A 14880-nucleotide genomic window follows, 5' to 3' on the forward strand; every position below is an offset into this window, starting at 1 on the left:
GTGCTTTCTCTTGTTCATCTTTTTCAACTGAGTCCTACGGCTCCGACTAACTGAACGAAGCCTATGACGACACGAAACCATTGAGGTAGTTCAAGATGCTTGAACATATCGACATGGAATTAAAATGGGCAAATCAACTTTGGTTTATAGTTTTTGATTTTTATTGAAATAATTCTTCGGATGATTAGTAACCAAACTGTTACTGCTAAACTAAAAAACAAATCAACAAGTTCACAAGTCAACATTTAGTCAAAAGGGTTCCAGTTCGCCAGTTTCTTCATCTAGGAATGTTGCTGATTTTTCGTTTTCAATTTGAAGATTTTATATACAAAAAGTCCCTTTGCATTCAATTGCAGAGGGACTTTTGATTTCCACTGTTACTTCTCCGTATTCTAATTCCTGGGAACACGTTCCTACTACGAACAAAGATGAAATTAAGGGTGGTAATATTCGCGCTTATATTGTAAATGCGCAGGTATCAGTTCCCTTTTTTAAAAATTGCCTGTTTTATTACTTTTAATATGACAGAGGGATGGAATAGTATAGTAGCAGGTTGAACTAAATTCATGACCTTAATAAAAGAGCTGTAAACTCGTTGATCATGGGAGGATAATAGATATATTTTTTTTACAAACCATTGCTTGATGGAAAGCCCTAGTGGTTTTTGACCTTTCATATCAGGAAAGCGATAGTCTTCTGAAATAACCATGTTCCATACTGGGTAAATAATTTGCGCAAATTTTTTTTGAGAAGATGTAATTATTTTCGGTAAGGAGGTATCTTTTCCCATTTGAAATTGTTTTTGTAGAGCTAATACCTGTAATACGGCAATGCTCATCCCTTGACCAAATACAGGATCAATTCGACACACCGCATCACCTATTAATAATAATCCGTTGGGTAGATTTTTCACCTTATCTAAACGTTTCCATGCAATATGTGGTACTTTATAGATTGATTCCTCAGATAAAGCAACTCCTTCCTTAAGTTCATTATATATGTCTAGTGCAGGTAACTTTTGGGACAATTTTAAGAATCCATTTTCTGCTGCTATTTCCGTTTCCTGAATTTCGTTCTGGTAGCCAATCAGCGTACAGATATAACTATTTCCTTCAATTCTTGATATTGTTCCACCAATTTTTTCTTGTGAAGGATTCGGATATATTAATTTAATATACCAATCTCGTCTTTTATTTTCAGGTAGATTATAAAGCTTGCTAACATATGTTAAACCAATATGAACTTTTTCCTCTGGGATGATATATCCGTTTTGTCCTAACCACCTTGAAGAAAAACTACTTACCCCACTTGCATCTATTATGAGATCTGCTGATATAGCTTCTATTTTGGAATCGGAATCTTTTACTTCCACTCCATAAATTTGATGCCCTTCTTTGTTAATTAAATAATTTGCCACGATTTGATTATAGCGAAATGAAACATTTGGAATTTCCTTTGTACATTGTTCGATATGCCACTCCAAATGTGGGCGAGTTTGAAGAATCGATGTATATTCGCCACCGTACCGAAGCTTCCAAACCCCATGGTGAAACCATGCTAAATCTTTTGTGGAGTCTATTTTTATAGCACCACTAGAGAGCATCTTATTTGTAATACCTGGGTATAGTGACTCAAGCCCGTATTCACCTGCATGAAGAAGTGCATGCAAGTGTTTACCTTGGGGTGCTCCTTTTCTAGACATTGGGCCCTTTAGTTCTTTATCACTTTCTAATATGACTACCTCTTGGAAGAATTCAGAAAGCACACGTGCTGTTAATTTCCCTGCAATTCCTCCACCTATGACAATTGCTTTTCCCCTTTGAAACATTTAAGTACATCCGCCTTTCAGAACGTATCTATAAATTATACTCTGAAGCCGTCACAGTTAAAACAGAAGAAAACATGCACCGTGTGTGGGAACAAACCTCATTATTACACCTTCTGTTATAGTGTCTTTAAACTTCTAGAATCAAGGTTTTTCATATTCGTTTGTGTTCTTTTGTAACGTTTTATCCTGCTTGATGTTAATGTTTTAAATCAATTTTACATCATGGCTGGGGCATCGTATAGCTTTAATGCCCTTCGTTACCTTCTTAGGCGTCCGTCTTCGGGCAACCTCCGTTTCGTCCTCTAGCGAGGGAAGCTGCCTGACCGACTTTAGTGCGTACGCTCCACGTTTAGTTCCGGATACTTTCGGGTGCATTCAATGTTATGTCTGCTAAAAAGCCTTGTCTCGCCATCATTACATGTCATTATTAATCTATGGCCATCTATCTTTGGTTCGAATAAAAATGCAGGATCATCAAACGGTGCGTCGCTCATTCGAGTAACATTGGAGGAATAAACATTGAGGCAACACCTGTATTAATTGTAAAAAAAAGGTGCCTTATTCTTTTAGTGGTAATTAGAGGGATTACAAGGGGTAATAGTAAGAAAAATGGTATACTTCCAGTAGGAAGGGAACATATGTGTGGTAGATTTACGATTGTGGTGACCATGGATGAACTGATGACTCGTTACGATATTGGAGACGGAACTCATGAATCTTTTTAAAACTCCCTCTCTGAGTAAAATTAGAAAAAAATTTGGTAATTTTTAATTCATTTCGACATCCCATCTATTGTGATATATATATTACATCTGATATTATAATTGAATGCTAAACTATGGGGAGCCGTATGAAACGTTAGTGTTATATAGCAATTTTACTATTTTTATCCTTACTCATGGCTAAAACTGCATTTGGGCAAGTTCCTGATACCAAGGTTCTGAATTCTTATTGGCGCTAAAAATAATGTATCCGCGGTAAAAACGGTTCAACAGGCACTGACAACTAAGGGTTTACTTCAAGGGGACAATCAATGCTCGTATGGATATTCAGTGGAATGAATAATACGGTTAACAAATTTGTAACTAGATCAATAGACTTTCTTACATCTTCGAGATTGTCTTGAGGAAATAGTTTGCTCAAATTTTGACTTGATATAATTTTTAGAGTATTCAAAAAAAGAATGTATAAGGAGCAATGTATGGGAAATAGAGACGAGGATATTCGTAATCAACAACGCGAACAATGGACAGCAGCTTCGGAAGGCTGGATAAACAAGAGAGAAGAAGTTAGTAGTCCAACTAGACCTATCACAGAGCATATAGTCAAGTTGTCTAGAGTTAGACCTGGGGCTCAAGTATTAGATTTAGCTTGTGGAGTAGGCGACCCAGCTTTTACTATAGCTGATATCGTTGGACTTGATGGTTCTGTCTTAGGTTTAGATATTGCAGAAGCTATGGTTAAAGGTGCACTTTCCTGGGCAAAGGAACACGATGTTAGTAATGCCAATTTTAGAACGATAAAGAATGAGCTTGAACTTGGTGTCTCTAATGAGTGCTTTGATTTGATTACATGCCGCCACGGACTTATGTTTATGCCCAATCCTCAACTTGCCTTGCAAGCAATGGCTTCAGCGACGAAAAAAGAGGGTCGCATAACAATAAGTTCCTGGGGACTCCCCCAAAACAGTCCTGCGTTTACATTACCTGGTCAAGTTATCGGCAAGTATGTAAATTTGCCTACACCTGACCCCAAGGCGCCTGGACTTTTTGCATTGTCGACTTCTGAGATACATAAGAAATTGTTTAAAGGTATTGGATTTCAAGATATTGAGGTACATAAGTTTGATTGTCCAGTAATGATAGCAGAAAGCCCAGAAGAAATGTGGGAAATTATAACAACCGTAGGCGGACCTATGGTAAAAATTATTAAGGACCTCCAGTCAAATATAAGCGAATTAATTCGGAAAGACTTTTTAGAAACTCTATTTAATATGTTTCAGAGTCGTAGAGTAATTCTCACTGCTGAGGCAATTGTGACAACTGGTACTAAACCCTTAGTGGTATGAGTGCCTCGCATAAATGAGTAACCGCATCCTTAATGTCAAAAACTCATTAATCTCTGTTACTGTGAAAATCATCTATAAAGAATTATTAAAAACCACCGTAATTTCATCAAATTTGGAGGAACGCCAATTGTATCGAATAGTAAAAAGTGATGAAGATATGGAAATATTTAATCGAATTTGGATGGAAAATTGGTCTAATAAAGGATACGATATAGAGCCATATCAAGGAATAGCAACCCGTTTTATTATCTTGAATGATTGTAATTTACCAGCTGCAACTATTGAGATAGTCCACTATAACCCAGAAAAGAAAAATTTCAAAAAAACATCGACTATTGAAGATTGGTTTTGTTTTTCCGAAAATGAAATTGTTAAACGAAACAGGAATTTATGCTGTGAAATCGATAAAGTTTCTATTTCAAAAGAGTATAATGGTCAAAAAATATTAGATCGTATTTTAAATTTGCTTTTTCATTTTGCCGAAAAAAACAATGTGAAATATTATCTAGCCTTAATTGAGTCCATATTTTTTAGGACACTAAAATTTTATAAAGTGCCTATTATTAAACTAGGAGAAGCCGTCACTTATAGTAATGGATCAAAATTTATTCCTTCAATGATTGATGTGGAATATGGCATTGAACATAAGGAAAGATTTGATTGGTTCATGCATAATAACAATGAAACAGAGGCTATTTATGGATTTACTACTTAAATATAAATGGATTATATTATTCATTTCCGAAATATTAGCTTGGATTTTTACTTTTCTCATGTTTTATGCCCGCTATTGGATAGAGTCAAAAAAGATTTTTATTATTTTTACTGTTATTGCTTTATTGACTGGATGGGTGCCTCATTTAGCTTTAATGGTTATGAGTTTCAAGAAAACAAAAACAATAGGATTATTTGAGATATCAATTATTATACTACTTATTTATGGGCTCACTATTGGAAAGAAACACATACTAAAAATGGACAACATGGTTAATGAGTGGACTAAAAAGAAAAAAAGATACAAAATCTAATTTTCTTTAGATTGTGATTTTCGGCACTTATGGTAGCAGCTTCTACTCGATCAATGCTTTTAATGACCATGGATTGTTCGAAAGAATCTCCTTCACTATAGTTCTCCGTTATTTTTGCGGATCAGTTGCGCCAGTTGATCAGCCGAGCTTTCAGTTCCATAACGGGCAAAATTAGCGCATTCTTCTGGTGTTTTAATGACATATGTAAAAGCGTCTTACCAGCGGATTGAATCTTATCACTGATTATACGAATGGCCACCCCCCTCTTATTGGCTTCTTTGATAGCGGACACGATATCTGGATGAGTCAGACTGTAAATCGCAATATCAAGCGTTTGTTTTGATGAGTTGATAACGTCGATAAGAGCTTTCTCCGGATGCTGGTTAGCTTGGGTAAAGTAATACTCATCTCCAACTTGCTTTACAACTGAAGTTGGTTGGGTAGCAGTTTGTGGTAAACCAGACTTAGAAGAAGAACCACAGCCCAGTAATCATTAATATGACCAACATTATGATAAGTCCAAGTGATTTTCGCATGTTGCATCTCCTTTAAATTTATAAACATAGTATGCCATGGGAACGTATATTCTTTCAAACGGAACAAGCCTCGATCCTGATAGATGACATCTCCTCTAAAGGCTGCGGAAGAAACGAACGGAGCTTTGTGGGGATCCAAACTACCGAGAAAAACACAACTCGATCGATAATAATAAAAACGCTCCGTCAGGTTGATCCAAACGTAAGCGCTTCGGACTTTTGGTGATATTGGGTGGTGAATTTTATGAAACTTACGAACGCAATAAAATATATTTACTCACGTATGTCTCAACTTGTGGGATATCTACTATAAAATCGATATGATGGTGGGAATGTTCAATAATAATTCTTAATTCCTCCAAAAGGTCCCCATTCGGGCCTTTATTTTTTTTATACATTTTTCGTTTAACACCAATCGGTATCTTTGAATAGATCTTAACATCACATGGATATTTCAAGGTTTTTAAACCTTCAATAACTCCCATTATTATTGCCCGATTTGGTGATGTTTTTAAATATTCAATTGATTCGATAATTCTATATTTGTTGCTCTCCTCGTCAATTAGCAAACATCTATACATTCCAGGCGTATTTTCAATAAAATATTTCGTATGTAGTGTAGTTGGTTATCCTATTGGTTTAGAAAGTGTTGTCAACAAGCTCGGCGGAAAAACAAATGAGCTTGTAATGGTGACGAACAAAATTCAATAAACTCCCCAATTGGACGTTGAAGAGGACACTAGTTTTTCAAGTGTCCTTTTTCTGTTTTAAAACTACGACAGCAAGATTGACTAGCAGGAATTTCCAATCTTTTATCGAAAGTATAAAGGTTAGAATTTATTGTAGGAGATGACCTTAATGCTTGAGAAAAATAGATTGGGTGCTGCGCCCAGAGTTTACTTCAGACCTGAGTTTAAAAAATGTCCGCACTGTGAGTCAAAATTGCGGAGAACCCATACAGCATGGGAGAAAAAGATTGTCACAACAAACGGAATCATCCATGCATGGAGTATGGCTTATGCTTGCAAAAATCTAGATTGTACACATACAGGAGTTGCGTATAAATCTGCTGAAGCTGAGATGCTTAGCATGAAGCATTCCTCATATGGATATGATGTGCTTGCTCTCGTTGGAGAACTGCGCTTTAAGCAGCATCGAACAGTTAAAGAAGTTGCTGATGCGTTGAATGAACGAGGTATTCCAACGAGTGAAAGGCATGCTCAAAATTTGTACGAACGCTATCAGACGTTGCTTTCGGCGAGTTTGGATGATCATGTAAACAAAGTGCTTGCAGAGACTACCGAACAAAATGGCGGCGTCATCTTATCGATGGATGGCGTTCAGCCTGAGAAAGGGAATGAAACTCTATATGTCCTACGCGAAGTATTCAGCGGCACGGTACTCGCTGCACAAAACATGAAGAGCGGAACGGCAGAAGAACTGAAGACACTCATTGAACCCATCCTGAAGCTGGGCTATCCAATTGTAGGTATTGTAAGTGACGGGCAAAAATCCATTCGGCTGGCATTTGAGACCTTGTTACCGGATGTGCCTTACCAATACTGTCAGTACCACTATCTGAAGGACATAGCCAAACCCATTGTCGACGCCGATCGCAAGTTAAAAATGGAACTCAAAAAAAGCATGCGCGGGATTCGGGACATCGAACGAAAAATAGAACAGGCTGAGATCCAAGCATCCGAGACGGAGAAAACGGAACAGCCAGATTCGGAAATAGGGATAGGACTAGTCTAGTTCATAAGGATCAATATAAGGGGTTTGCTTAACGGCAGATCCTTTTTTCTTGTTCCGACCTGCCAGTTAAAGACAGCTTGCCCCCCCCTTCCCCTTCAGTATAATACGAACATATATTCGTAAAAATTGGAGGTTGGACCATAAATGCAGATGCTAACCGGCAACAACTCACCGCTCCTATCTGTCGAGGGACGCCTATTGATCCGCAAATCTGTTTTGTTACCGTCAGTATTAACGTTTGCTGAACGAGGATTACAGGAGCTCTATGGGAATAAACCGTTGGTTAACAGGCCTCTCATTGAGCTATACGTTGGCTGCGTGCCAGGAGGAAATTGGTGAGTGGTTATCAGGATATATACGGAACGTGGGAGCGGATTTAACGAAAAGGCTCTGTTATCCTTGATTGTTGATTTTTGACCAAAAGAAAAACCGCCTTATCAGGCGGTTAATTCACTGCAAAAGCAACCGCTATTCCACTCGTTTCCGTTAGTTCAACTTTTCGATTTCTACTCTAACAATCGTTTTCCACGATTCAGGTGGATAAATGTCCGCCATCGCAGGAGTAAGGTAAATTTCTCTGCGGTTCCCCTTGACTTTGTATCCTTGCTCCTTAGCAAAATTATTTATTTCTTGAAGGGTTAGGTGCGTATCACGATAATGTCCAACATGGAGTTTTTGTGCACACAAAGCAGAATTTGCACTTATAAACTTAATTTGAGGGATTTTGTTTCGTAAATTCCTTTGCACACAAGCTTTCGCTTCTTCAAATATTTCCACAGTTATACAATCTGGGACTTGCATCATATGGCTAACCGAATATCTATTATTCTCATTTGAATCTTGCCAGATGATTTCGGGCGGCATCAGTTTAAACTTGTAATCCAATGACCCCTTCGAAATTCGCTTTACCTGATTCACAATTTTCCATACAACCCACTGTTCATCTAGAGGTTGAGGGTGTCCTGTCCAATCCATATGGAAAGATGTATTCATTTCCTGTGATACATATTGCAAATTAGGAATTTGCTGAATGTGTACAGATCCAGGTTTTACTGCGTAAACTTGAGGATATAACTTGCGATTATCATGAGTAATTTGTTTAATTTGTGAAATGTTCAAGCCATTGCTCCTCTCGAAGAAATATGGTATTTTTATCCACACCTATTATATTACACCATTGATTTTTATGAAATGAATAATTCAACATAACTGCTTGTTACTTCAATAAGAAAATCAACAACAAAGTTTAACAGAGCCAACGAAAAAGGCGCTAACCCCATAGGCTAGTGTTGGTCAATAGGTTCTGTTCATATTTTGATGAAGCCTAATGTGGGATTCACACCGATATCGATATGATGACAGAAGTGACACATGTGACATTGAAATTAAGGTTTTTATATAAGAGAAACAACAGTAAATATAGAATAAACAGTGTCACAACCGTCACTTTTGTCACTCCTTGGACAGAAAAATCCTTAACATGCGCATGAAACAGCTTGGTGGGTGGGGGTCAGGTGAACGGCTTCCGCTTTCTAACCTCACGGATCAACGTAGATTTACTAATTCCAGTAATTGCAGCTACTTCATTGTACGAGTTACTATCTAACAGCCCTACCGCGTGGTTAAGCTGCTTCTCTGTGTATGTTTTGGGTCTGCCTTCTGTGAAGCCTTCCTTAGTCCTAGCTAATGCCTTTCCTGCCTGCGTACGCTCTACGATCATGTCCCGTTCAAACTCGGCCATAGCTGCAAACACGGCGAGCATAGCCCGACCTATTGGCGTGTCCTCTAGTACTCCCATATTCAATATGTGAACGCGTACTCCTCGTTTTAAAAGGTCTTTAACCATTGTCATACCATCGACCGCTGTACGTGCGAAACGGTCTAACTTCGTCACCATAAGCGTATCGCCGCGTTTGAGATCCGCCAGAAGACGTTGAAGCTCGGGACGATCCTTATGAGTACCTGTTATCTTCTCGCTATATATCGTTTCGGCGTTTGCCGCTTTCAACTCCCCAATCTGCAACTCCAAGTCTTGCCCTAATCCCGATACCCTCGCATAGCCGTAAATCATATGTAAATTCCCCTCTCTAATATGACACTAAGTATTGACACCGACTGATGCCTTTATTCTACGTTAACGACTGATTGGTGTCAAATCTTTTTGAGTTGAGACACCGATATAAGCAGAAAAGACGCTCCCCGGTCTGGAGAACGTCCTCACACTTGCTAAGCCGCGCCGCCGTCGAAGTGCTTTTTCAACAGCTCATACACTTCACGAAGCAGGATTTCAGTTTCAGGTATCAGCATCCCGCCGCCCATCAACGCCATTGCGCAGGCCCTAGCGCGGCTGGTTCAAGACCAGGGTGGAACCATCCGCACCCATACGAAAGCCCAGCGTATTGTCGTGAAGCACGGACATGCCGTCGGCGTGTTGACATCAGAAGGCGAGGAATTTCATGTCAAGCAGGCGGTCGTCGCCTCAACCGGACCGGACCAGCTCTACCTCTCGCTGTTGGCGAATGCTGAAGTCAGCTTTCGTCTGCTTGCGCAAGCAAAGCAGTTCCGCTATGGTCGAGGCTGCGTACAAATTCACCTCGCGCTTAACGAGCCACCTCGCTGGCCGGATGCACGCTTTGTCAAGGTTGGTCAGCCGCATTTGACGGATGGGCTAGACGGTTTCACGGTGGCGATTGCGCAAGGGATGTCGGATTTGCTTCCGGCCAAGCCGACCTTTACGGTGGACTGCTCCACTAATCTCGATTCGACTCGCGCGCCGGCAGGCAAGGCCGTAATGCGTGTTCAAGTCCTTGAAGTACCGTACCGTCCACGCGGCGATGCTGCCGGTCAAATCGATGTTGGCGACGGCACTTGGACCCCGGATCTTACCGAGCGTTTCACAGAACGTGTGCTATCAATCGTAACCAAACATATCCCTAATATCCCAAGCGCGGTTATCGGCCACGCGGTTATAACTCCCGATACGATTGCACGTTATAACCCCAACTCGGGTCCAGGCGATCCGTACGGTGGCGCGCATGATTTGGCACAGAGCTACCTGTTCCGGCCGCTTCCAGCACAACCTAGCCATCGGACGGAGGTGCCTAACCTGTTTATGCTGGGCGCGGCAACATGGCCGGGTCACGGAATCAACGGAGGATCGGGCTACAAGCTGCTGTCGCACGGTTAGTGATAATAACAGCCATAAAAATTTCAGGCGAAATAAGGTCAGTTTGCAGTTGTGAGATTAGACTAAACGGATAAAAGACTTTCACGTTCGGTTCTCTGTGAGAAACTGGGGGTGAAATTCCCCCGGGTTACTTGACCGAAATCAAACCAATTAATGAATGGATTTTTTCTTGATCTTTATGATACCAACTACTAATAGTATTGTACCAATAATATAAAAAATTGCTCCTATAACGAAAGAGGGCACAGCAATACCAGTAAGGATTAAAAATTTAACCATAGTATCTTCGGGCACTTCAAGTAGTAGGTTAGGGATTTTATCAAAAAGTAAATAAAATATGAGCGATAAACAAAAGAAAATAAAAGACTTTTTATTGTATAAAAGCGTATAAAAAATAGGTAATAAAATAATTACATAAATTAAATAATTCATATATTGCAATTGCATTTCACCTCAATGCTGTTTAATTTTAAAACATTAAAAATACCACATTATAAAGAAAAGAGGGGGGCCACCCCCTCTAAAAAGTAGTATTGTTTTATTGGTTTATCCAACTAAGTATCTTGTCGAATACTTGTCTTACGTATTCAATTTTGGAATGCCATACTTCTTTATTTCGACCAATTATTAACGCCCGGTCATTAAATTTAATAGAATCAACTGTTTTTTCTTTATTTCTTTGAGCATCAGATGGAATACCAAATTGACTTCCAATCGTTACAATGTTATCACCAAAAAACAACTCGCTAGTTGGATCATCTACAAATAAATGATATCTCTTATCTACGTTATTTTTTATTGACTCTTTAACAAAATCTTTAATTTGACCATCTGTTTTGATCTTTGGATCTACTGGGATAACAACAGGTTGGTAGTTAACGAATTTTCTGGTCGTCCAGTTCCAACCAAACTCAGTATAATCGTAAGTGAAGGCTCCTACTGCATAATATTTTGTTGTCTGGTGATATTTGGGGTTCAGGGAAACACCGCGGTAGTATTCCTCTTCACTCCAGTTTAAATCCTTTAATTGTTCTGTGTTCATATCTTTTACTCGTGGTGGTACAATTCCTAGATACTCCTCTTCTATTTTCTTGTATTCTGGCTTAATTTTCATAATTAACTGATATGATTTCGAATTATGAAATTTATCGAGTTCGTCATGAACTTGATCACCTAATGTTGCCCAAGGACGACATCCAACATGTCCCGTACTCGGATCTTTATCATTATAATACAAATAACTCTGATTACGATTTAAATCCCCAAGAACAGACTGACATGGACCAGGATTATTAGCAAGTTGTGACCCCCAGTGGGGGGTATCTAAAGTGATTAGTTTCTCAATATGTGCTTTATTAGGATCTGTCTCCATGAAGTTTTCAGTATACATTCGAGAAACAAGACCACCTGCACTATGACCTACTAAAATAAATTGAGGACGACCATCCTTCCATATATTCACTTCAGATTTCTCATTTAAGAACTTTGAAATATTTTGTAGAAATGCATCTAATTTTTTAGCTGCGTCATAAATATGATCATTTGCCTCCCAATCGAATACGAACAAGTTATTGTTTGGCTTATAACCTTGTTTAAATAAATAATTAACTAATCTATTGGGATCAATTTTAGTCTCATCAATAAAATGAGCATCGGGTTGTTCAAGCGATATTGTTGTTCCTTTTTGATATGTCTTACGTGTAAATGAGTTACTTGTATCTTGTATAAAGGTCCCCGTATCACCCTTATCATGAATAGGTTGAAGCATGGAATAACCTTGAGCCGCGTTATTACTGTTGTTAACCCAAGTCTTTGCTCCCCAAGCATTTGAATCTGAATTTATACCATGAATAAGAACAATTGCGGGTTTATATTGTACAGGATGAGGATCAACATTGATTTTCCCACCTGTTTTTTTGAATATATCACTAAGTTGTTGAGCATCCTTTGAAAGGTAAAAATCTCCGCCTGTAGTATCAGAGATATTTTTTAGGAAGGTGGTGTCAACAGAATTACCCAATCCAATTGAATGAATTTTCACTCCTAAGCTTTTCGCTAAATCAAGTAAAGTGCTATCAAAAGGAGCCGGGGGATCATTGGAACCGTCAGTTAATAAAATTATGTATTTGGTTGCATCAATTCTACCATCTTTTTTTATTAACTCAAGTCCTGCCCTGACCCCCGCATTAATGTTTGTGCCTCCATTTGCATCAATCTGATCAGTCGCATTTTTAAGTGAGTCTTTATCATTAGTAAACTCTTTTAAAAGAGTGGCATATTGGGTGAATTTAAATATTGCAGCACGATCTTCTGAACCTAACTTATCAATTACATCCTTTGTTCCTGAAACACGGTATCTATTAGGATCGTTCCATTGCATACTGCCTGTGCTATCGATAACAAAAACTAAATCTAACTTTGTAGACCTATACGTGTTCTTTAACCAATTATTTGCCCATGTGTTTATATCCCCAAGAATATAAATCGAATTATGGGTTGTGGTTGCAGATACGGTATGATTTATAGGATCAACAGTTTCATTATTTAAAAGCTCAGGCTTCCCTGTTTTAGTATTATAAAAGAAGATCCTTAAATCCTTTGGATTTGTATTCTGTAATAATGAAGGATCATAATTAAAAACAAGTGTTGCCGTATCGAACTGCGATCTAGTATTAAACTCTATTTGTCCGAATACCCCCTGTGATCCCCCTAGATATTGGGTAATATCAGCCGGTACAACTGCAGTGGTATCAGACGCAACACCCGTGGCAGAAAATGAAACACTAAAATTCAAAGAAGGGTTATTGATTACTTGTGGGCGTTTTATTCCATCATCATAAGTTATAGTGATAGAATCGGTAAAAGTATCCCCAATGGAGTCTACAGCCGTAACACCAATTAAATTATTTCCTGGCTGGAGTTCTAAATTTGGTATTGACCATTTATTTGTTCCTTCTGCTATCCCCCGATATGTAGCATTATTTAAACCAGTAACTTGTAGTTCATAAGAAACTTTTGTTATTGGTAAAGTATCATACACCATTCCAGTTACTGTTAAATTAGATTTAGTTACAACCTTAGCTTGATCAAAAATTTGAATAAAAGGAGAATCTCCATCCTGTACATAATAAATAGTTATTGATTTATTAGTACTATTCCCGGACGGGTCTTTTGCGCTTATATTAAGAATATTTAAATTTGGTTGAAGCTGTAAATCAGGAACTGACCAATTCGTTGTACCAAATGCCGTACCTTGCTTATAAGTAACTCCTGAAACAGTGAGACTATAAGCTACACTGTCCACGGTTACGTTATCCCAAGCAGTCCCCGAAACAGTAATCGTTGGTGTACTGACCGTGTAAGTAGTGCCAGTAACTGTAGGAGATGTAATTTGAACTATTGGTGCTAGTGTATCAATAATGATACTTGTTGGTGTGTAAATAATGCTTATTGATTTTGAGGTTGTATTTCCTGATAAATCTTTAGCTGTTATGGTAACAACATTATTCCCCTGTTGAAGCTGTAAATCAGGAACTGACCAATTCGTTGTACCAATTGCCGTACCTTGCTTATAAGTAACTCCTGAAACAGTGAGACTATAAGCTACACCGTCCACGGATATGTTATCCCAAGCAGTCCCCGAAACAGTAATCGTTGGTGTACTGACCGTGTAAGTAGTGCCAGTAACTGTAGGAGATGTAATTTGAACTATTGGGGGGGTAGTATCACCTTCACCTCCGTTGCTGCTATCACTGCTAGTAGGTGTTGTAGGAGACGGTGAGGTCGGTGTTGGGATATCATTATTTTTTTGAGAAAAAATGTTGTCAAATACTGTAATAGCCTCAGCACGGGTTATTGGTCGTTCGGCCCCAAATGTATTGTCCGGATATCCTTGCATTAAGCCATTTTTAATTACATTATCTACACTACTAAACGCCCATAAAGGGATCTGATCTATATCACCAAAGTTTTTTACATCAACATGATTGCTTTGGCTGGGTTTAGAACTAGTTATTTTTCCCAATTTCAATAATTTATCTAGGATGCTTGCAACTTCCGCACGAGTAATAATATTATTAGGTTTGAAGATATTTCCAGAATATCCTGAGATGTACCCTAAACCTTCTGCTAGAGCAATATTTTCGTAATACCAATCTGACAACTGCACATCAACAAAACTACTTTTTTTATTGGTGGTATTTTTTATTTCTAAAAAGTTATTTAGAATAGTTACGATCTCAGCACGACTTATTGCTTTATCTGGTCTAAAAGTACCATCATCATAACCAGATACCTTCCCTTGTTCCATCCACTTTTCAATTTGGGATTTGGCCCAATGATTACCTATGTCCTTAAACTTTATTAATTCTCCTGCTGACACATACGTATTAAAATTCAAAGTGAAAAATAATAATACTACTACAATAAGTTTCGACTTAGAAAACACTGATCTTTTTCCACCCTTCTTTTCCAATACA

The 14880-nt window shown here is 38.4% G+C and carries 12 protein-coding genes; 4 read left to right on the forward strand and 8 right to left on the reverse strand.

Annotated elements, in window-relative coordinates; all coding sequences use genetic code 11:
- Positions 1–23: 23 nt before the first annotated feature.
- The 3 genes from BLV33_RS28835 to BLV33_RS28840 all read right to left on the reverse strand — a co-directional run bounded on the left by BLV33_RS28835 (position 24) and on the right by BLV33_RS28840 (position 2322).
- Positions 24–107, reverse strand: coding sequence for a hypothetical protein (locus BLV33_RS28835; protein ID WP_139305838.1), 84 nt, complete (start codon positions 105–107; stop codon positions 24–26).
- Between the two features lie 371 nt (positions 108–478).
- Positions 479–1828, reverse strand: a complete 1350-nt coding sequence (locus BLV33_RS15560; protein ID WP_090793510.1) for an NAD(P)/FAD-dependent oxidoreductase — start codon at positions 1826–1828, stop codon at positions 479–481.
- A gap of 329 nt (positions 1829–2157) precedes the next feature.
- Positions 2158–2322, reverse strand: coding sequence for an ATP-dependent DNA ligase (locus BLV33_RS28840; protein WP_366414819.1), 165 nt, complete (start codon positions 2320–2322; stop codon positions 2158–2160).
- A gap of 707 nt (positions 2323–3029) precedes the next feature.
- Between BLV33_RS28840 and BLV33_RS15565 the strand changes: the two genes are divergently transcribed.
- Together BLV33_RS15565 and BLV33_RS15570 are read left to right on the forward strand one after the other, a co-directional pair.
- Positions 3030–3896 (forward strand): class I SAM-dependent methyltransferase, encoded by an 867-nt coding sequence (locus BLV33_RS15565; RefSeq protein WP_171909174.1) that lies wholly within the window; start codon positions 3030–3032, stop codon positions 3894–3896.
- Between the two features lie 13 nt (positions 3897–3909).
- Complete coding sequence (locus tag BLV33_RS15570; RefSeq protein ID WP_139305757.1) at positions 3910–4611, forward strand: hypothetical protein; 702 nt, start codon at positions 3910–3912, stop codon at positions 4609–4611.
- A 434-nt stretch (positions 4612–5045) separates the two neighbouring features.
- Here the strand turns inward: BLV33_RS15570 and BLV33_RS30825 are convergent, their stop codons facing one another.
- Both BLV33_RS30825 and BLV33_RS15585 read right to left on the reverse strand, forming a co-directional pair.
- Positions 5046–5411, reverse strand: a complete 366-nt coding sequence (locus tag BLV33_RS30825; RefSeq protein WP_090793524.1) for a phospholipase D-like domain-containing protein — start codon at positions 5409–5411, stop codon at positions 5046–5048.
- A gap of 300 nt (positions 5412–5711) precedes the next feature.
- Positions 5712–6029 (reverse strand): ribonuclease H family protein, encoded by a 318-nt coding sequence (locus BLV33_RS15585; protein WP_090793531.1) that lies wholly within the window; start codon positions 6027–6029, stop codon positions 5712–5714.
- A gap of 289 nt (positions 6030–6318) precedes the next feature.
- Between BLV33_RS15585 and BLV33_RS15590 the strand changes: the two genes are divergently transcribed.
- On the forward strand, positions 6319–7215 hold the full coding sequence (locus BLV33_RS15590; protein WP_216234786.1) for a transposase: 897 nt from the start codon (positions 6319–6321) through the stop codon (positions 7213–7215).
- Between the two features lie 486 nt (positions 7216–7701).
- On the opposite strand, the gene BLV33_RS15600 is transcribed toward BLV33_RS15590, so the two are convergent.
- On the reverse strand, positions 7702–8334 hold the full coding sequence (locus BLV33_RS15600) for a GyrI-like domain-containing protein (protein ID WP_090793539.1): 633 nt from the start codon (positions 8332–8334) through the stop codon (positions 7702–7704).
- A 391-nt stretch (positions 8335–8725) separates the two neighbouring features.
- Positions 8726–9286, reverse strand: coding sequence for a recombinase family protein (locus BLV33_RS15605; protein ID WP_090793543.1), 561 nt, complete (start codon positions 9284–9286; stop codon positions 8726–8728).
- A gap of 300 nt (positions 9287–9586) precedes the next feature.
- On the opposite strand from BLV33_RS15605, the gene BLV33_RS29685 reads away from it, so the two are divergent.
- Positions 9587–10402 (forward strand): phytoene desaturase family protein, encoded by an 816-nt coding sequence (locus tag BLV33_RS29685; protein WP_366414857.1) that lies wholly within the window; start codon positions 9587–9589, stop codon positions 10400–10402.
- Between the two features lie 538 nt (positions 10403–10940).
- Here the strand turns inward: BLV33_RS29685 and BLV33_RS15620 are convergent.
- Complete coding sequence (locus BLV33_RS15620; protein ID WP_171909175.1) at positions 10941–14849, reverse strand: S-layer homology domain-containing protein; 3909 nt, start codon at positions 14847–14849, stop codon at positions 10941–10943.
- Between the last annotated feature and the right edge of the window lie 31 nt (positions 14850–14880).

The sequence above is a fragment of the Paenibacillus sp. GP183 genome, assembly GCF_900104695.1.
In the GTDB taxonomy this organism is placed as follows: domain Bacteria; phylum Bacillota; class Bacilli; order Paenibacillales; family NBRC-103111; genus Paenibacillus_AI.

Coding starts and splice junctions, on each gene's coding strand:
- BLV33_RS28835 (WP_139305838.1), bottom strand. CDS start 107: ATGTTCAAGCATCTTGAACTACCTCAATGGTTTCGTGTCGTCATAGGC.
- BLV33_RS15560 (WP_090793510.1), bottom strand. CDS start 1,828: ATGTTTCAAAGGGGAAAAGCAATTGTCATAGGTGGAGGAATTGCAGGG.
- BLV33_RS28840 (WP_366414819.1), bottom strand. CDS start 2,322: ATGAGCGACGCACCGTTTGATGATCCTGCATTTTTATTCGAACCAAAG.
- BLV33_RS15565 (WP_171909174.1), top strand. CDS start 3,030: ATGGGAAATAGAGACGAGGATATTCGTAATCAACAACGCGAACAATGG.
- BLV33_RS15570 (WP_139305757.1), top strand. CDS start 3,910: ATGAGTAACCGCATCCTTAATGTCAAAAACTCATTAATCTCTGTTACT.
- BLV33_RS15590 (WP_216234786.1), top strand. CDS start 6,319: ATGCTTGAGAAAAATAGATTGGGTGCTGCGCCCAGAGTTTACTTCAGA.
- BLV33_RS15605 (WP_090793543.1), bottom strand. CDS start 9,286: ATGATTTACGGCTATGCGAGGGTATCGGGATTAGGGCAAGACTTGGAG.